At 69.3% G+C, this 17,898-nt stretch carries 12 protein-coding genes and 2 pseudogenes; 6 read left to right on the top strand and 8 right to left on the bottom strand.

Features of this window, described 5'->3' with window-relative positions; translation table 11 throughout:
* Positions 1-222: 222 nt before the first annotated feature.
* From NGB36_RS04965 to NGB36_RS04955, 3 genes and pseudogenes are all read right to left on the bottom strand, one after another.
* Positions 223-1,125 (bottom strand): chitosanase, encoded by a 903-nt coding sequence (locus tag NGB36_RS04965; RefSeq protein WP_255918809.1) that lies wholly within the window; start codon positions 1,123-1,125, stop codon positions 223-225.
* A 102-nt stretch (positions 1,126-1,227) separates the two neighbouring features.
* Positions 1,228-1,664 (bottom strand): annotated as a pseudogene (locus NGB36_RS04960) (DUF6624 domain-containing protein).
* A 22-nt stretch (positions 1,665-1,686) separates the two neighbouring features.
* Entirely contained in the window at positions 1,687-2,424 is a 738-nt protein-coding gene (locus NGB36_RS04955; RefSeq protein ID WP_443740958.1) for a GNAT family N-acetyltransferase, read from the bottom strand.
* A 289-nt stretch (positions 2,425-2,713) separates the two neighbouring features.
* Here NGB36_RS04955 and NGB36_RS04950 point away from each other — a divergent pair, with 289 nt between their 5' ends.
* From NGB36_RS04950 to NGB36_RS04925, 6 genes are all read left to right on the top strand, one after another.
* Entirely contained in the window at positions 2,714-3,646 is a 933-nt protein-coding gene (locus NGB36_RS04950) for an ATP-grasp domain-containing protein (protein WP_255918807.1), read from the top strand.
* On the top strand, positions 3,643-5,988 hold the full coding sequence (locus NGB36_RS04945) for a phosphotransferase (RefSeq protein WP_255918806.1): 2,346 nt from the start codon (positions 3,643-3,645) through the stop codon (positions 5,986-5,988). Before NGB36_RS04950 ends, NGB36_RS04945 begins: the two co-directional genes overlap by 4 nt.
* On the top strand, positions 5,985-7,886 hold the full coding sequence (locus tag NGB36_RS04940) for an ABC transporter ATP-binding protein (RefSeq protein WP_255918805.1): 1,902 nt from the start codon (positions 5,985-5,987) through the stop codon (positions 7,884-7,886). The genes NGB36_RS04945 and NGB36_RS04940 overlap by 4 nt, the downstream gene beginning before the upstream one ends.
* Positions 7,887-8,030: 144 nt before the next feature.
* Positions 8,031-8,699 (top strand): transglycosylase SLT domain-containing protein, encoded by a 669-nt coding sequence (locus tag NGB36_RS04935; RefSeq protein ID WP_255918804.1) that lies wholly within the window; start codon positions 8,031-8,033, stop codon positions 8,697-8,699.
* Between the two features lie 195 nt (positions 8,700-8,894).
* A complete protein-coding gene (locus NGB36_RS04930) occupies positions 8,895-9,356 on the top strand; it encodes a MarR family winged helix-turn-helix transcriptional regulator (protein ID WP_255918803.1) in 462 nt (153 codons plus the stop codon).
* A 104-nt stretch (positions 9,357-9,460) separates the two neighbouring features.
* Positions 9,461-11,134, top strand: a complete 1,674-nt coding sequence (locus tag NGB36_RS04925) for an MFS transporter (RefSeq protein WP_372509371.1) — start codon at positions 9,461-9,463, stop codon at positions 11,132-11,134.
* Positions 11,135-11,149: 15 nt separating this feature from the next.
* Here the strand turns inward: NGB36_RS04925 and NGB36_RS04920 are convergent, their stop codons facing one another.
* The 5 genes and pseudogenes from NGB36_RS04920 to NGB36_RS04900 all read right to left on the bottom strand — a co-directional run bounded on the left by NGB36_RS04920 (position 11,150) and on the right by NGB36_RS04900 (position 17,857).
* Positions 11,150-12,919, bottom strand: a complete 1,770-nt coding sequence (locus NGB36_RS04920) for a cholesterol oxidase substrate-binding domain-containing protein (protein WP_255918801.1) — start codon at positions 12,917-12,919, stop codon at positions 11,150-11,152.
* 200 nt (positions 12,920-13,119) lie between these two features.
* Positions 13,120-13,931 (bottom strand): annotated as a pseudogene (locus tag NGB36_RS04915) (esterase/lipase family protein).
* 291 nt (positions 13,932-14,222) lie between these two features.
* Complete coding sequence (locus NGB36_RS04910; protein ID WP_255918799.1) at positions 14,223-15,335, bottom strand: AI-2E family transporter; 1,113 nt, start codon at positions 15,333-15,335, stop codon at positions 14,223-14,225.
* A 131-nt stretch (positions 15,336-15,466) separates the two neighbouring features.
* The gene (locus NGB36_RS04905) at positions 15,467-16,480 is read right to left on the bottom strand and encodes a PHP domain-containing protein (RefSeq protein WP_255918798.1); all 1,014 of its coding nucleotides are present in this window, start codon (positions 16,478-16,480) and stop codon (positions 15,467-15,469) included.
* A gap of 153 nt (positions 16,481-16,633) precedes the next feature.
* Complete coding sequence (locus NGB36_RS04900) at positions 16,634-17,857, bottom strand: GDSL-type esterase/lipase family protein (protein WP_255918797.1); 1,224 nt, start codon at positions 17,855-17,857, stop codon at positions 16,634-16,636.
* Between the last annotated feature and the right edge of the window lie 41 nt (positions 17,858-17,898).

Genomic DNA, 17,898 nt, shown 5'->3' with positions numbered 1-17,898 from the left:
CGTGCCGTCGCCGGAACGGCGGGACCGGACCGGCACGGCACATCGTCCGACCGCGGCCAGCCCCAGCCCGATGCGCGCGACCGGCGACCCGCCGGCAGGCAGGCGTTCCAGGCCCATACGCGGTCACCTCCGATACCCGGCACCCGGCATCCGGCGGTCACGCTACAGCTCCCGGTGCTGAACGCCCGGGGACGCGGGCCCGTCGGCGGGGCGCCGAGCGCGTCAGATCGGATCGCCCGGTCCACGCTTGGGGATGGTGAAATTGAAATCGGCGCCCACGTGCAGCGGCAGCGGCAGGTCCCACTCGCCGGCAGAGGCCATCTGGTCCAGCGCCTGCACGCGGTCGACCGAACTCGGCCAGTCCGTCTGACGGCCCGGGGTCTTGGGGTGCTTGAGATGATTGGTACGCACTTGGTTGAAGATGCCCAGCCAGGTGTGCTCGTTCACCCCGGAGGCCGGAGTCCCGCCTGCCTTGGAGGTCGTCTCGGCGACGAGCACGAGCAGTCCGTCCGGGCTGTCCGGTGTGCCGTCGGGGCCCATCTCCACTGCGGTGTCGAAGAAGTTGGCAACGCCGAGAGCCGACTGGATGCCTACTTTCTGCGCCTCGGCGAGCGCGGGATCCAGGTAGTGGGCGTGGGCCTGCTCGAACTGGGCCTGGACGAACACCGTGTCCTTGGCCGCCTGCTTCCACGCGGCCGGAAAGCCGTTCAGCCCGGTGTGCGCGTCGCTGCTCGCGGCGGCGAGCTTCTTGAGCGCAGGCAGGTATTTGGCCAGCGGGTTGTCCGGCTCCTGGGAGTCGTAATACGTGACGAGGTCGACGTCGTCGTTGGTCGCGGTGCAGAACCCGATGTAACCGGCGGTGTAGCCGCAGCCGTCGCCGTAGTCCTGGATGTCGGCGAAGCCACTGGTGATGTCGCCGTTCTCGAAGACGTTGGTGATCTCGTCGATGGCGTAACGCTGGTCGTCACTGAGGGCGATGCCTTTGTTGATGCCCTTGGGCGCCGCAGCAGGGGTACCGGCGGTCGTGGCAGTCGTGGAGGCCAAGGCGGAGGGAACGGTGACGGCGGCGAGTGCGGTGACGGATGCCGCGACGGCGATCCCGGTGAGCCGATTCCGTAAGGCCATGGGGCGTCCCTTCTGTGGCGCTGAGAATGATAGGAAGCTTTCCTAACACATCTCACGGTGCGAGTGTGCCGATGTCAAGAGGCGGACCGAGCAGACGGTGCGTCAGCCCGCGCAGAACGTGGCGGCATACTCCTCGAAAGACTCGATACCGACGTCCACGCGCAGTTCGTCCATGCGCCCGGGGTCCTCGCGCGGCCACGCAACCGGCGAGCCGTCCTCCACTCCGGCGATCTGTGTGCCGTCGATCTGCTTGTGCCCTCGTTCATCAGCGTCCGATCGTGCAGGAAAGCCAGCTCGCGAGCGCCGGCTGAACCTGCGTCCACCGCCTGCTGCATCAACCTGAGTGCCTGTCGCTGCACATCGAGCTGCCGGTCGGCGTGCTGTGCGATCAGCCACGCGGCGCGTGCGGCTTTCTCACCGACCAGTTCCGCCGTGGGCCAACCGTGCTCGTCCATGATCTCGTTCAGCCGGTCACCGTGCTGCGCTGTCAACCGGCGCCACGCCAGGATCTGCACACGGAGTTGGCGCCTTACCGGGATTCAACTCAACGCGCCCAGCGGCTCACTCCGCACTGCGGTAGTGGTATCCGCACACTTCGCTGAAACCAGTCCGCTCATAGAGCCGGAGAGCTGGAACATTGTCGCTCTCCACCTGGAGATACATGTGGTCGGCCTGGTGTCCGCCGGCCCACTCGGCGAGTGCGGCGAGCACACTGCGCGCCGCGCCCTTACCGCGTGCCCGGGGAAGGGTGGCCATTCCGAAAAGCCCCGCCCAGCCGGTGTCGGCGACCGCGCGGGCCACGGCAACGACACCACCGGCGACCATGGCACACGCATAGGCGGACGGCGCGTTCACGCGCTCGAGCATCTCCCACTCAGCGGCGGGGTCACCGCCCTGACCGTGCACAGCGTTCCAGACGTCGAACCACGCGGTTGTCGGCTGGTCGTCCCATCGAATCCGCAGCGAGCCGGACGGTGTCTGCGCGACGCGGGCGGCTGGGGCTGCCCGCAACGACATCGGACTCTCACGACGATAGCCGCGCTCCGCCAGGATGGCGTCGAGCCCTTGGGGGCATGCCCCCGGGGCGATCTGGAAGCGCGCGGTCATGCCGCGGTCGGCACAGAACTTCTCTGCCGTGACCACCCTGCGTACCAATGCGTCCGGCCCGGCATCACCATGTGGCAGCACGGTCTGCGCCCACCACGCGCAGCCCGGGGCATGGCGCAGCCACCACCCATGGACATCCTCGACGTGTGCCGCCGGAAGTGCCCGTGCTGCTCTTTGCTGCAGGCCCCTCACCGTCTCCGGGCCGCTCCTGGCACCCACTGCCGGCACCGCCTCCCGCACCGCTGTCGCCAGCCATCCACGGATTCTGGCCCACTCAAGGGCCACTTCTGACAGCGCCCCCGGTGCTCGGGCACCTGTGCTGCGGTGGCACCTGGCGGCGTCGTGGGGCCTCACCCGGATGGATCCGCTGATCGGGCGCCCGGCGTTCACCCCTGGTTGGCTCAATGTTCAACCGGCGTTCGTCGGAGCAAGACCATATCCGTGCGCTGTGTCCTGGCCGCCCGGACGAGAGGACAGTCCGATGAGGCTGTGTTTCGTCGTGGAAGAATGTTATCGCCGTGACAGCATGCCCTTGGCTGTTGTCCGCCAATTGGCCGATTGGGGGCATGATGTCCATGTGTTCGAGCCGGGCAGATCCATAGCCCGGATATCAGAACTGGCGCGCGATAGGGATTACGATGCGTGGGTTCTCAAGACCGTCTCGGGCGGCCCCGGGCTGAGCGTGCTGGAGGCCGTCGCCGCCAGCGGACTGACCACGATCAACGACGTCAACGCGATCCGGCTGGTCCGTGACAAGGCCGTAGCCGCGGCCGTCGCCCGTCGGGCGGGTCTGGCGTCGCCGTTGACGTATTTCGCGGCCGTCCCCTCGCTGTTGCAACAGGTCCCTGCCGACCACTACCCGCTGGTCGTCAAGCCCACGGGGGGCAACTCTGGCCGCGCGGTGCATCTCGTGACGAACCCGCCCGAGCTGGCCTCCCTCGCCGGTTCGCTGGCCGGACAGGGTTACTTGATCGCCCAGCCCTACGTCGAGAACCCCGGTGTCGACGTCAAGGTGTACAGCGTCGCAGGGGAGTTGCACGCCACGATACGGCGCTCGCCGCTGCACCCGGACGTTCCGGTACGGGGCACCACCACCGCGTTGACCAGCGAACTGGCCAGGATTGCGACCGCTGTCGGCGAGGTCTTCGGTCTGGACCTGTACGGCGTGGATCTGGTCGAGGGCCCGGACGGCTGGGTCGTCGTCGACGTCAACGACTTTCCCAGTTTCCGGCAGGTGCCCGATGCGGTGACCCGTGTGGCGCACAGCGTCGTCCGACTCGCCGCTCTGGAACGTATTCCACGAACTCTGGGCGCCGATCTCGCGACCACCGGCCTGAGGCAAGGCGCCGATTCGGCAGTCTCGCGTTCACTCATACCGGCCACGGACGAAAACGAAGTCGGGTGGAGGATATGAGGGTTTGCCTGATCGCCCGCAGGCCGAACCATCCGCTGCTGGCAGCGCTGCCCGGTCTCCTGGGGGCCCGGCATCGCGTCGAGACCGTCGATCCGGGGGGACCGACCGGGCCCGCGGCCGCCTGTCCGCCTGCCGACCTGTACCTGCTCAAGGCCCACTCGCCGCAGGCCGTGGAACTCGCCCGGCAGGCCGAGAGCCGGGGCGGCCTGGTGGTGAACAGCGGCGACGCGACCGAGTTCTGCCAGGACCGGGTCCAGATGGCCGAACGAGCCTTCCGCGTCGGCCTGCCGTTCCCGCAGACCTGTCATTTCTCCTCGTTGTCCGAGCTCGGCGCCGCACTGGCGAGACCGTCGGCGTCGGAGTTCCCCCTCATCGTCAAGAGCCGCACGAGCCGCCGGGGGGATCTCGTGGCCCGCTTGGCCGGACCCGCGGACGTGCGCTCGCTGGAGGCTCGGTGGGGGGACGAGCCGGTGGTCACCCAGGATGCGGTCGCCAACGACGGACGCGACTACAAGGTCTATGTGATCGGCTCACGGGTCTTCGCGAAGCTCTGTGGCAGTCCGCTGGACGGCCGAGCGCCAACGGTCACCAGCGCGCTCGACGTGGACCGGTTGCCGCGGGGGTGGCTCGATCTGGTCCGCGCGGTCGGCGAGAGCTTCGATCTGCAGATCTACGGTGTCGACATCCTGGCCACTGTGGACGGTCCGATGATCGTCGACATCAATCCGTTCCCCGGATGCCGTGGCATCCCCGGTCCGCCCGAAGCGCTCGCGGACTTCGTGATCCGGACCGGCGCCGGAACCGCATCCGCTGTCTCACCGACTCGAATACCGTCGTGCGCCGCGCCCACACCGCGTGACGACGGTCCGGCGCCCGGGGAATCGACGGTGGAGGCGGTCCACCATGTGGTGCGGAAGACTTTCGCCGCCCTGGCCGGCCGGGCACCGGATGCATTGCGGGTCGCCTCTGTGCGCCGCAAACCCGGCCGGGGCTTGACCGTCGGCTACCGGTCGGCGGCCGAGGGGCGGCCGTCCCTCGGCACGCAGGAAGCTCTGGTGACGGCTCGCATCGCCGAGCCGGACCTACGCGATCCCTGCGCAGGCAAGCTGATCGCCTCCGTCGAACCGGCGGACTTCCAGGGACGTTGGCCCGGCGTCCTGCACTGCAGCCGAATCGGCCTCACCGTGCAGTGCTTCCCCCATGACGCCGAACTCCCGGCCCTGGCCGCGGCGTTCGGCCCCACGGCCACCGCGCTGAACTGCGATCTGGCCGCGGCGCTGACGGACGGAGCCAGGGAGGTGCTCGGCTTCCCGGGCGCGGAACCGGCCGAGGTGCTCGTCAGCCCGGTCCGGTACAAGCCCGGGGACCGATGCGTGCTGCAGTACCGGGTGCGACTGACCACTCAGGAAGAGCTGGTCTTCTTCGGCAAGCTCTACCGGGATGCCGCGCGTGCCGAAGCGGCGTACCGGCTGGCCGGGCAGCTGTGGGCGGCGTGGGCGGCGCACGAACGGGCAGGCCCAGGCCCTCATCGAGGGCCGACGACGGTGCCTGCGGCAGTGCCGCGGCCGTTGGCGCTGCTGGAGGAGCTCGGGCTGGTGATCACCGAGACCGCGGGCGGTGCCCACGGCGGTGGCCAGATGCCGGGCAATGTCCTGCTACGACCACCTCGCCGCCCGCGCGGTGGCGTCGTCCCACCCAGGACCGCGCTCGCTGCCGCGGCCGGGGCCCTCGCCTGGCTGCACACCAGCGGCGTGCCGGCAGAGCCCCGCGCGTCATCCGGCCGTGACTGTGCGGACCGGGTACGGAAATGGGGCCAGGCGCTTTGCGAGGCGGTGCACGGTGCCGACGCGGAGCTGCACGGGGCGGTCGCCCGCCTGACGGACACGCTGGAGAGCCTGACGCGGACCGGAGCGGAGGAAACCGTCCTCGCACACGGTGCGTTCAAGCCGAGCCAGCTCGTCTTCTGCGGGCCCGACCACCCCGTCATCACCGACCTGGACGGCGCCGGACCCGCAGATCCGGCACTCGACGTCGGGTGCTTTCTCGCCTACCTGCGCCCCCCGGGCCTGTCGCGCGGCCAAGGCGCTGCCCGCTCCTGGTATGCGACAGCGAGGGAGGCCTTCGTCGACTCCTATCTGGCGGAACTGGCCTCTCGCGGCGCCGCCGCGCCGTACCTGGCGGGACTGCGACGCCGAGCCGCTCTGTACGACGCGGCGCTGCTCGTGAAGATCGCGTCGCGTCGCGTCCGCCGCCTCAACAGCCCGCGTCCCGCGGAGGTCCGGGAGACCGCGTGTGAGATCGCCCGGTGTGTGGAACGGTTCAGGGAGGAGGGGGAGAGATGATCCGGTTTCTCTTCCGGCACCTGAAGGGTCGTCGGCTGGCCGTCTTCGTGGCGGCCGCTTTGACCTTCGTCGCCGTGGCGTGCGACGTTCTCGCGGCGATCCCGTTCAAGATCATCCTTGACAAGATCGTCGACCACCGGGACCCGTCCCTGCCCTTCTCCGGCTGGCTGATGACCTACTTCGACCGCTTCGGCGCCCGAGGCGGGCTGACCCAGGCTGAGGCGCACACCCGGCTCGGTGTCGTCCTCTTCGCCGGCGTGATGTTCCTCGCGCTCGGGGTGATCAGCGCGGTGGTCGCGTATGTCCAGCTCTCTGTGGCCGCCTTCGTCGGGCAGGATCTCGGGGCGAGGCTTCGTAAGCATCTGTTCGCCCACGTCGAGCACCTGTCCCTCGACTGGCATGTGCGTCAGCAGGTCGGCGAGATCGTCCAGCGGATCAGCGGCAACATCACCGACATCGAGAAACTCGTCACCGACGGCCTGGTCGACCTGCTGTCAGGCGTTTTGACACTGGCCGGGATCCTCACCGTCATGCTGGTGATCAACTGGCAGTTCACCCTGTTGTCGATGTGCATCGTTCCGCTGCTGTTCGTGACCGTCCTCATCTACACCCGGTGGGTCAAACGGGCCTCGAAAGAGGCCGCCCGCGCTGCCGGTGGCGTGGCCCGAGTGGCCAGCGCGAGCATCACCGCGATCGTCGAGCTCAAGGCCTTCACCCTGGAACGGTGGACCGCTCGGGTCTTCGGGGAGCATGTCGACCGGCAGCAGCGCTTCGCCCTGCAGGCCGGACGCCGCCAGGCCGAGTTCAACCCCCTGGTGATCCTCTTCATCACTCTGAGCGATGTGGTGATCATCACCGTGGGGGCGCTCATCGCCGCCGCGCATTCGGGGAGCTATGCCCTGGGTTTCCTCACCGTCCCCACCGCGAGCCTCACCGTCGGCACGCTGACGGTCTTCCTCGCCTACTCCAAACAGCTCTATCAGCCCATGCGGGACCTTTCCAAGCTCACCCTGTTGGCCTCCACCGCCTCGGCCGCCTCCGGACGCATCCAGGAAATCCTCGACCAGCCCGTTGAGGAGCGTTATGCGCCCCGCGGTCCCGTGCACCCCTCCCGTGTCCGCGGGGACATCGTCTATCGCGGTGTGGTGTTCGGCTACGACCCGCAACGGCCCGTCCTGCACGGCATCGATCTGGAGATCCCCACGGGCACTCGCCTTGCCCTGGTGGGACTGTCCGGCAGCGGCAAGACGACCACCGCCCGACTTCTGCCCCGGTTCTACGAGCCCTGGCAAGGCTCACTCACCATCGACGGAGTCGACGTGCGGGACTACCCGCTGAGCGACCTCCGCCGCAACATCGCGATCGTGCCCGAGGATTCGATCCTGTTCGAAGGAACCGTGCGCGACAACATCGCACTGGGGTGTCCGGAGGCCACCGACGAGCAGGTCGAAGCCGCCGCGCGGCTGGCCTGCATCCACGACACGATCGCCGCCTTGCCGGGAGACTACGCCGCCGAAGTCCGTGAGATGGGCAGGAACTTCTCCCGCGGGCAGCGCCAACGCGTCGCGATCGCCCGAGCGATCCTCCGCGACGCACCCATCCTGATCCTCGACGAGCCCACCACCAATCTCGATGTCGAGGCCGAGGCGGAGGTCCTGCGTGCGCTGGACCACCTCACTCGGGGCCGCACCGTCATCGTCATCTCCCACCGGCTGAGCACTCTGGGCCAGGTCGACGAGATCGCCGTCCTGCAGTCCGGCCGCATCGCGGAACGCGGAACCTACCAGCAGTTGCGAACCGGAGGAGGTCCCTTCGCCCGTATGCTCGCCGAGCAGTACCGCTATGCAGCCGAACCCGTCAGGTTCGGGACGGTCGGTGATGTGCCGGGTGCCGATTGACCCTTGCTCGATCCTTGCTTGACGCCGCTGGGGTGATCGAGGGGCACAGGCCAGGGGCGCATACTCGTCGGGGGCGCCGAACTCGACACGCGCAGTGCGGGCGCGCGCCGTGGTGACCGACTGGATGGCGGAGAGGTCCGAACGATGGCGCGTGGTCGCTGGTGGCTCGTTGCGGCGGCGGCAGTGCTGCTGGGCTGGGGCGTGATGCACAGCGGCACGAATCCCACGTCGTCCTCGCCGTCCTCGGGGGCCGCGGCCCGGGACGGGGCCGTCGCGAGCCCCGGTGTCCCGGCAGCGTCCCCCAGCGCATCGCCGTGGAACTGGTCGTCCTATGACCCGGCTCAGTGTGCCGCCCAGGTCCGGGTGTATGCGCGCCAGGCCGGGGTCGACCCGCAACTGGTGATGGCCATCCTCTACAACGAGGCATACAAGCCGCATGACCCCGCCTTCGAGCGCGCCTGGCTGCAGGCCAATCCGGACGCCGCCCTCGGCATCGCGAACATGCACCGCGCGACCTTCGACCAGACCAAGCAGGGCAGTCCGTTCGCCGACAGCCGGTGGACGGATCTGCCCGGGAACCCTGCCCTCGCCGTCCAGTCAGCCGCCTGGTATCTGCACGATCTGGCGACCGACCTCCCTGCCCACACCGTCGGCCCGCTCAGCCGCGACGAGCTGCTGGCGCTCGGCTACAACACGGGACCGGACAACATGCTCGCTTTCGCGCGAGGTGTTCCCCTCGGCCCTTCGGCCCGGGCATATCTCGATCGGTTGCAGGGGAACTGGGCCAGGGCAGGCGCAGCCGTCCGCGGGTGAGGCCGTGGGGGAGCGGGTCGGCTCCCCCACAGCACGACCCGATTTGAACGGCTCGGCGCCGCACGCACCGATCACCGCCTGCGGCGCCTCGGATCGTTGGTGCGCAGACGTCGCTCTCCTTCGCCGAACGCGGCGTCCGCCGCGCCGCCAGGACGGCATCTTGTACACCTGGGTTGATAAAGCTAACTTTGCTATATGGGCGCTGTGGGACAGGATGTCGGTCTCGGGGCTGTCGAGGAGACCGTCCGGCTGGGTGGCGATCTGCGGGTCGCGGTGGGACGCATCGCGCGGCGACTGCGGCAGGCGCACCGGACCGGTGATCTGACTTTCTCCGAGGCGTCGGTGCTGGCCCGCCTCGACCGGGAGGGTCCGACGACCCCCGGGGTCCTGGCCGAGTTGGAACGGGTGCGTCCGCAGGCGATGACATCCACCGTGGGCGCTCTGGAGCGACGCGGCCTGATCGCCAGGAGCGCGGACGTCGAGGACGGGCGACGCGTGGTGGTCTCGGTGACCGAGCAGGGGCGCCGTGTGCTCACCGATATGCGACAGGCCAGCACGATGCGGCTGGCCCGTGGCTTGGAGCAGTTCACACCCGCCGAGCGTGCGCGACTGGAGCAAGCGGTGCCGCTGCTGGACCGTCTGGCGGGGCTGCTGTGATACCCGGCCCCGCTTCCCGGCCCCGGCCGCCGGGCCGCGAGAGGCGGCGGGGCGCAAGCGGTGACGGCTACAAGTGGGTGGCCCTGTCGAATACGACACTCGGCATGGGCATGGCCGCCCTCGACGCCTCGATAGTGATCATCGCGATGCCTGCGATCTTCCGCGGTATCCATCTGGACCCGCTCGCCCCGGGCAACATCAGTTATCTACTGTGGATGATCATGGGCTATCTGCTGGTGACGGCGGTGCTCGTGGTCGCTCTCGGCCGCCTCGGCGACATGTTCGGCCGAGTGCGGACGTACAACCTGGGTTTCACGATCTTCTCCGGCGCCTCCCTGGCCCTGTCTCTCGACCCGCTCACCGGCAGCGCGGGCGCGCTGTGGCTGATCTGCTGGCGGCTGGTACAGGCGGTCGGCGGCGCGATGCTCATGGCCAACTCGGCGGCCATCCTGACCGATGCCTTTCCCACAGAGCAGCGCGGTATGGCGCTGGGTGTCAACCAGATCGCAGCACTGGCCGGGCAGTTCCTCGGTCTGATCGCGGGCGGGCTGTTGGCCGCCTTCGACTGGCGTGCGGTGTTCTGGGTCAACGTACCGATCGGCGTCATCGGCACCATCTGGTCGTACCGGAGCCTGCGTGAGGTCGGCACCAGCAGGCCAGGCCGCATCGACTGGCCGGGCAACCTCGCCTTCACCGCGGGCGCGGCGGCGATCCTGATCGGCATCACCTACGGCATCCAGCCGCACGCCGGGCACACCATGGGCTGGACCAGCCCGCTGGTCATCGCCTTGCTCTTCGGCGGTATCGCGCTGCTCGGCGTGTTCTGCCTGATCGAGACCAAGGTTGCCGAGCCGATGTTCGAGCTCGGCCTGTTCCGCATACGTTCCTTCGCCGCGGGCAATGCCGCCGCGCTGCTGACCGCCATCGCGCGCGGCGGGCTGCAGTTCATGCTGATCATCTGGCTGCAGGGCGTCTGGCTGCCGCTGCATGGCTACGCCTATGCGGACACCCCACTGTGGGCCGGCATCTACATGTTGCCGCTCACTGCAGGATTCATGCTCGCCGGACCCCTCTCGGGACATCTGTCCGACCGTTACGGGGCGCGTCCGTTCGCTACCGGCGGGTTGGTGATCGTCGCCTTGTCCTTCCTCGGGCTGCTGGCCTTGCCGGTGGATTTCGACTATCCGGTCTTCGCCGCCCTGCTCCTGCTCAACGGGATGGGCCAGGGGCTGTTCTCCGCGCCCAACACCTCCTCCGTCATGAGCAGTGTGCCGCCCGGGCGGCGTGGCGTCGCTTCCGGGATGCGGGCCACGTTCCAGAACTCCGGTATGTCGCTGTCGATCGGCATCTTCTTCTCGCTGATGATCGCAGGGTTGGCGGCCCGGCTCCCGCAGGCCCTGGCGGCCGGCTTGCACGGGCAGGGCGTGCCGGCCGCCGTGGCCACGCAGGTAAGCCAACTGCCGCCGGTGGCCACGTTGTTCGCCGCCTTCCTCGGCTACAACCCGATCGGTCACCTGCTCGCGCCATCCGGGGTGCTGCACTCCATCCCCGCCGCCCACGCCCAACTGCTGACGAGCACCGCGTACTTCCCGCGGCTGGTCGCGGGCCCGTTCCACCACGGCCTGATCGTGGTGTTCACCGCCGCTGCCGTGATGGCGGCCATCGCCGCGATCGCCTCGCTGTTGCGCGGCGGACGCGGCGACAGCAGGGCACAGACCCCGTCGGCCGCAGGCGCGGTCCCGGCCGAAGCACCTGCGGGGCGAGAAGACCGCACCTGACGCGCCTGGTGCCCCTCACGCCCCCAGCAACTGCTTGAGGAACGGGCTGGAGAACACCCCTGCCGGGTCGTAGCGGTGCAGGGTGGCCACGGCGTCGTCCCACTGCGCGCCCGCGGGCAGTCCGGCGCGGAAGGCGTCGGGCCACGTGGTGCCGATTACGGTGGGGTCGGTCCAGGGGCCGCCGGATGCGGTGTGGGCCCAGCCTTTGGACCACTCGGGGCGGACCATCGACCAGCCCGTGTAGTGGCCGAGGATCCACTGGTCGAGCTGGGCGAAGAAGGGCGCCGATTCGGGGGTGCCCGGGTAGGTGGCGAAGTCCAGCCAGACGACGGTGTCCCACTCGGGGTGGTCCGGCCTCGCCCTGGCAGGGGAGAGCAGCGCTTCACTGCCGCCGCCCACGGCGGCGGGCGTGTCCACACCGGTGATCCGCAATTCGACGGGGCAGTTGACGGGATACTGTCCGGCGTTCTGCGCCGCCGAGACCTGGGCCTGGTAGGCGACGTAGAAGTCGTGGACCACCCGCTGCACATCCGTACGGGAGCACACCACGGCCCAGCCGGCCTCGAAGATCCGCAGGGTGGTCGGCTGGACGTAGAGCAGGACGTTCTTCGACCAGCCCCAGACGTCCCAGACCCCAAGCGTGATCATCCCCGACCCGGCGACGCTCATCTCGCCGTTGGTGAAGGTCGGGGTGAGCCCGCCGTCGCCCTGGAGGATCTGCTTGATCTGGTCGGACTCGGTCTGGGTGACTTGATTGGCGAAGGTGTACGGGTATGGGGCGTCCAGCTCTGTGGAGAACAACGGCTTGGTGGGTGCGACGCTCCACACCTTCAGCCACGGGATGGTGGTGAACGGGAACCAGATTGCCTCCACTCGACCGGTGGTACCGAGGTACCGGTCCAGATTGGAGCCGCTGCTGCCGGGCGCACCGAAGAGGTCGGTCACCTGGATGTCGAACCAGTTCTGGCAGCGCATGCGGGTGTTGGCCGGAACCTGAAGCGTCACTTCGGTGAGGAAGGCGCGCCCGAGGTGGACCAGAAAGGCACCGATGTCCGGATCTTCGCGCTGGAAGGTCCGCAGCACGTACTGGGCCGATGCCGCGTTCCAGACCACGGCGGTGAGCGAGAGCACCAGATTGCTCAGGCTCCCGAAGCCCGCACCTGCGGGCGGCTGCTCGCCCGGAGCCGGAAGACCCGTGCCGTGCGCGCCGATGGCCAGCGCCCCTCCGACGGTCAGGTCACCGGGAGCGGGGATCGCGGCCAAGCCGAGGCCCGCGCCTTCCAGGGCGGCGTGCACGGCGTCCAGGGTGGCGCCCGTCTGCGCCGTCACGCTACCGGGGTTTCCGGAGTTGCCCGGACGGATGCTGATCGCGGTGAGGTGCGGCTTGGTGTCCACGAGCACGGTACGTGAGACGTCCTGGCCGTTACTTGCCAGGAACGGCGCCCAGTTGTGGCCCTGGCCCTGGGCCCGCAGCTGGTAGCCCTGGGCCAGGGCCCAGTTGGCGAGGGTGACCACGTCGGAGGGCGCGGCGGGGACAGCCGTCCACACCTGGTCGAGCACGATCTGCTCGGACCAGTTGGAGAAGGCCTGTTGGGCGAGGGTGATTCCGGCCGGGAAGGCGGGTGGCACCGGCAAGGTCGCGGCGTCGGCGGTCAGCCGGAACAGCGGGGTCCAACCGCCGGCCGTGACGACTGCGGCCCCCGCCGCAGCGGCGAGGAGGCCGCGTCGGCTGGGGCCGGCGGAGGAGTCAGGGGTGACGCGCGCGGGGTGTCTCTTGGAGTCCATGGCAAGCCCCTTGCTGCATGGGAGAGGGGTGCGGTGCGGACGGTGAAGAGAGAGTAGGATGACGCACCGTCAGATACAATGCGCGCGCCCATGGTCGCTTCGGTCGTTTCCGCGGTGCATCAGGCCGGCACCGCGGGCTTCGCCAAACTGCTCACCCTGGTCACGTCCGGCGAGCCGGTCACTGCGCTGCCCGACTACGTTCAGCCGCCGTTGACCGGCAGTGTGAGGCGGCAACTCGGTGCGGTCGCGTGGGCCGGATCGAGTGCGTTGAGGACGTCGTGCAGGGCGTTGGCGTCGTAGGAGATGGCCAGGTGGTCCGAAGTGTCGAGAGGGCACTGGTCCTGCAGCTCGATGTTGGTCACGTCCGGACCGCTCAGGAATGCCGAGGTGTACGGGGTGATCACCCCGTCGAACCGGGTCGCGATCACCGTGTAGTGCACTCCGGGCACGGTGTCGCCGCCGCCGTTGAGGCGCCGCAGGAAGGCGGAACCGGCGATCTGGTCACGTACGGACTGGCGTAGTAGCGGGGCATCATGCCGCCCTGGCTGTGCCCGACGATGTCCACCTTGGACGCGCCGGTCGCCGCGAGAACCCGCTTGACGAAGGCGGCGAGCCGGCCGGCCGATTCGGCGACAGGTGCCGTTCCACCAGGTTTGGTCGACCCCGGCAGGCCGACGTGGATCTGCGGCTGCTGGCCGTAATTGAGGGCGAAGACGCAGTACCCGCTGTCGTGCAGCAGCGGGGAGAGCGTGTACCAGTTGTCGGTCATGTTCTCGATTGTGCCGTGTACCAGCACCACCGGCTCCGGATGAGCCGCCGATGGCCGACAGGACCAGTTGTTCGCACCGGGCGGCGAGGTATCGGGGTGCAACGTGGCGTTGATCGTCGCCGCGGCTCCCGAGTAGACCACGGGAAGCCGTGGCGCGGCTGCGGCTGCGGGTGCCGGTGTGGCCGCACTCACGGCGAGGGCTGCGTCGAGGGTCGGGACCACCGTCTGCGTCCATGCTTTCATGACTCGGCTCCCGCCACGTTCGCTTGCCTTATCAGGCAGTACATTGCTCAAGAACATTGCGCAAGAGCTCCTACGCGGGAAGCGGTGTCCGGGTCAAGGAGCCGACGCGGCCTCAACTCCGATTGCGCTGTGAACCGTGACCGCAATGGCGCATGCGGACCGCACTTCACTGCTGACCGGAGCGCTGGCCGATCGGATCAGCTGGCGAGCGGTCTTGTGGATCAACGTGCCCATCGCCCGTGCCGCCCGGCTGATCGCGCTTCTCGCCTTCGCACTCCCCGCACGGGGCCTTCATGACGCGTCGAGGCGGGGGAAGGCGACCTCCGTGAGCAGGAGGCGGATGGCGGCGGCGAGCGGAATGGCGATCAGGGCGCCGGCGATCCCCAGCAGGGTGCCGCCGATCAGTACGGCCACCACGGTGACCATGGCCGGAACCTCGACCTGTCTGCTCATGATCTTCGGTACCAGGAGATAGTCCTCGGCGAGCCGGTAGACGGTGTAGAAGGCCCCCGTGGCGCCGGCGACCGGCAGTGACACGGTGAGAGCCACCAAGGACACGATCACCCCGGCGATGGTCGATCCCACCACGGGGACGAGGTCCAGGAGGGCGACGAACAGGGCGAGGAGAAGCGCGTAGGGCACGCCTACGATCTCCAGCCAGGCCAAGGTGCCCACCGCGGCGATGAGCGCGAGCATCACCTGGCCGATCACGTACCGCCCGACCTTGGCGAAGACCTCCTCCGTGATGAGTGTGACCCTCTCCCGCCGGGAGGCGGGGACGAGCCGGAAGAGGGTGGCCTTGATATGGGGAAGGCCCAGCAGGAAGTACACGGTCAGCACGGCGACGACCACCACCGATGCCAGGGTGCCGAACACCAGCTTTCCGGCCCCGAGCAGCCCCCCGGCGACGGAGAGGCCACCGCTGCCGGTCAGCACGTGCTGGAGGCCCTGCTCGATATGGAACTGCTGGTTCAGCCGGCCCAGGACCGAATGGGTGTTGCTCAGTGTGCGGAGGTAGACGGGGAGTTCGCGAGCGAGCTGTCCGGCCTGTTCCGCCAGCGGTGGGATGGCCAGTGACAGAAAGCCGGCCAGCACGCCGAGGGCGGCCAGGCCGATCACACACACCGCCGCCCACCGCGGCAGGCGGCGACGCCCGAGCCACCGCGCGATCGGGTCGAGGCCGAGGGCGAGGAAGAGCGCCAGTACGATCAGCACCAGCACCGAGCGGACGGCGAGCAGTGCCTCGACCACGGCCGCGGTCACCGCCACCCCCGCGGCTCCGGCCATGCCGATGAAGAACGGCGACCGCCGGTTCAGCGGCTTCCCTGGGCTGCCCAGTCCCCGCTCCCCGTCCGGCCTGCCGCGCCCGCCGGGTTGCCCCTCGGAATCGCTCGACGGCCTCACGCCTCGTCACCTGCTCAACCGTTCGCTGTGCCGGAGTGCGAAGTCAGCACAACCAGACCAGCATGGAACGAGCGGGCGCGCGAGCGGGGAATGGGGACGGCCATCAGGGTGACCGCCGTTCGTGGGTCGCATCACGGGGTGCTTCGTGCCCAGTCCAGGAGCTGATCGGCGGTCCAGGTGGTGATGACGGCGCCGCGCGGAACGCCGCATTCCTCGGCCCTGGCGCATCCGTTGATCTGCCAGTCGAGCTGGCCAGGGGCGTGGGCGTCGCTGTCGATCGAGAAGAGCGCGCCGATGTCCACTGCCTGACGCAGGAGGCGCCGGGGCGGGTCGAGGCGCTCGGGTCTGCTGTTGATCTCGACGGCAGTGCCGTGCTCCGCACACGCGGTGAACACCGCGGCCTCGTCGAACTGTGACTCCGGGCGCTGCCTGCCGGTGAGCAGGCGACCCGTGCAGTGTCCCAGCACATCGACGAGCGGGTTGGAAACGGCCGCGACCAAGCGGCGGGTCATCGCGGAGGACGGCATGCGCAGCTGGGAGTGGGCCGATGCGACGACCACGTCCAACTCATCCAGCAGAGCGGGCTCCTGGTCGAGTGATCCGTCCGGGAGAATGTCACACTCGATGCCGGTGAGCAGCCGGAAGGGCGTCAACTCCTTGTTGAGCTCAGCCACGACCCTCAGCTGCTGCCGCAGACGCTCCGGGCTCAGCCCGCGGGCGACGGTGAGCCTGGGGGAGTGGTCGGTCAATACCGCCCACTCATGGCCGAGATCGATGGCTGCGCGGGCCATCTCCTCGATGGGGCTGCCGCCGTCGGACCAGTCGGAGTGCAGGTGGCAGTCCCCGCGCAGAGCTGCCCGCAGCGACCGGCCCTCGCCGGTGGCGGCTGCGCCCGCCTCGTTCTCGAGCCGCTCCAGATAGCCGGGTGTCCGTCCGGCCACGGCCTCCCGGATCACCTGGGCCGTCGTCGGCCCGATCCCCGCCAGCCTCTCCAGCGTTCCGGCCGCTGCCCGCTGCTCCACTTCGGCCTCGGGCAGCTGCCGGACCACCGCGGCGGCGCGGCGGAATGCCCTGACCCGGTAGGTCGGCGCCTGGGCACGCTCCAAGAAGAACGCGATCCGCTCCAAAGCGGTCACCGGCTTCATGGCGCACCTCCCGGTTGCGGACCGGCGCGTCCCCCCTGATCAGAAGCGTCGGCCCCACTGCGGCGGGCTCGCAACACGAGCGGTGGGCCACCGCTGCGGCGGCTCCTGCGTGACGCCGCCCCTGTGAACGGTTGCGGCCCGATGGGCGTTGCCTCAGGCACACTCGGCGGCGAACGGTCCGCCGGTCCCGAAGGCCAGCCGGGCGAAGCGTTCGCCGATGCGGCGGTGTGTGGCGGCGTCCGGGTGGAGCTGGTCGGGCAGCGGCAGCTCGGCGAAGTCCTTCTCGCCGTAGAGGTCGCGGCCGTCCATGTAGTGCAGGTTGGGGTCTTCGACCGCCCGCTGCTTGACGATGCGGGAAAGTTCCTCACGGATGACGCTGAGCGTCAGCTTCCCGGCCGCGCGCTCCGCGGGGTCGCCCGCGGCCCGGAACTGCAGCTTCCCGGCGTTGAGGTTGATGAAGTCCGGGGCGCTGGGGCCGGGGGTGTCCTCGTGGATGGGGCAGAGGATGGGTGAGACGACCAGCAGCGGCGTGCTGGGGTGCCCTTCGCGGATGGTGTCGAGGAAGCCGTGCACCGCCGGGGTGAAAGCACGCAGACGCATCAGGTCGGCGTTGACCAGATTGATGCCGATCTTCACGCTGATCAGCTCCGCGGGAGTGTCCCGCAGGGCGCGGGCGGTAAACGCATCGAGCAGGGCGCTGCCGCCCAGGCCCAGATTGATCAGCTCCACGCCGCCGCGGGATGCGGCCAGCGCGGGCCAGGTCGTGCTGGGACTTTCGGCGTCGGAGCCGTGGCTGATCGAACTGCCGTGGTGCAGCCACACCTTGCGGCCCGTGTCCGGTACGGGCTCGACGGCGGCATCGGTGCGCAGGGCGACCAGCTGGGTGATCTCGTTGTGCGGCAGCCAGATCTCGATGTCCTTCACACGGTCGGGCAGATCCGCGAACCGGACGGTGCCGACCGGGCCGGGCCGGGTCTCGGCGGAGCCGGTGGTGATGTCCACGATCAGGACGTTGCCGCCGGGCGCGTTCTCCCGGCCGGCCAAGCGGCCGTCGACAAGCAGGTCGTACACGCCGTCGGGACGAGGCGGGGCACCCTGATAGACCGTCTTGGTGGCGAGCGTGTCGAGCTCGACAGCGGTGGCCCGGGTGCGGAAGACCAGCCGTACGCCGGAAGGCTGGGCCTCCGCCATGGCCAGCTGCCCGTCGGCGCACTGTGAGCGGGCCCGGGCGGGCAGCCGGTGCGGCAGCACGCCGTGCTCGGTGCGCTCCAGGTCGAGCGCACCGCGCAGGAGGTGCGCCGTGATCGGTGTGGTGATCCAGTCCGTCGGCCGGGGTGTGGTGGAGGGCCCGGGGACGTCGTCGTGCCGACCGTTCATGATCTCAGCCTGTCAACCGAATGGCCGATCCGCATATGATT

This window comes from Streptomyces humicola, from assembly GCF_024436035.1.
In the GTDB taxonomy this organism is placed as follows: domain Bacteria; phylum Actinomycetota; class Actinomycetes; order Streptomycetales; family Streptomycetaceae; genus Streptantibioticus_B; species Streptantibioticus_B humicola.
The sequence above is the reverse complement of the archived record's forward strand: the minus strand, read 5'-3'. Positions and strand labels throughout refer to the sequence as shown.

Coding starts and splice junctions, on each gene's coding strand:
- NGB36_RS04965 (WP_255918809.1), bottom strand. CDS start 1,125: ATGGCCTTACGGAATCGGCTCACCGGGATCGCCGTCGCGGCATCCGTC.
- NGB36_RS04950 (WP_255918807.1), top strand. CDS start 2,714: ATGAGGCTGTGTTTCGTCGTGGAAGAATGTTATCGCCGTGACAGCATG.
- NGB36_RS04945 (WP_255918806.1), top strand. CDS start 3,643: ATGAGGGTTTGCCTGATCGCCCGCAGGCCGAACCATCCGCTGCTGGCA.
- NGB36_RS04940 (WP_255918805.1), top strand. CDS start 5,985: ATGATCCGGTTTCTCTTCCGGCACCTGAAGGGTCGTCGGCTGGCCGTC.
- NGB36_RS04935 (WP_255918804.1), top strand. CDS start 8,031: ATGGCGCGTGGTCGCTGGTGGCTCGTTGCGGCGGCGGCAGTGCTGCTG.
- NGB36_RS04930 (WP_255918803.1), top strand. CDS start 8,895: ATGGGCGCTGTGGGACAGGATGTCGGTCTCGGGGCTGTCGAGGAGACC.
- NGB36_RS04925 (WP_372509371.1), top strand. CDS start 9,461: ATGGGCATGGCCGCCCTCGACGCCTCGATAGTGATCATCGCGATGCCT.
- NGB36_RS04920 (WP_255918801.1), bottom strand. CDS start 12,919: ATGGACTCCAAGAGACACCCCGCGCGCGTCACCCCTGACTCCTCCGCC.
- NGB36_RS04905 (WP_255918798.1), bottom strand. CDS start 16,480: ATGAAGCCGGTGACCGCTTTGGAGCGGATCGCGTTCTTCTTGGAGCGT.
- NGB36_RS04900 (WP_255918797.1), bottom strand. CDS start 17,857: ATGAACGGTCGGCACGACGACGTCCCCGGGCCCTCCACCACACCCCGG.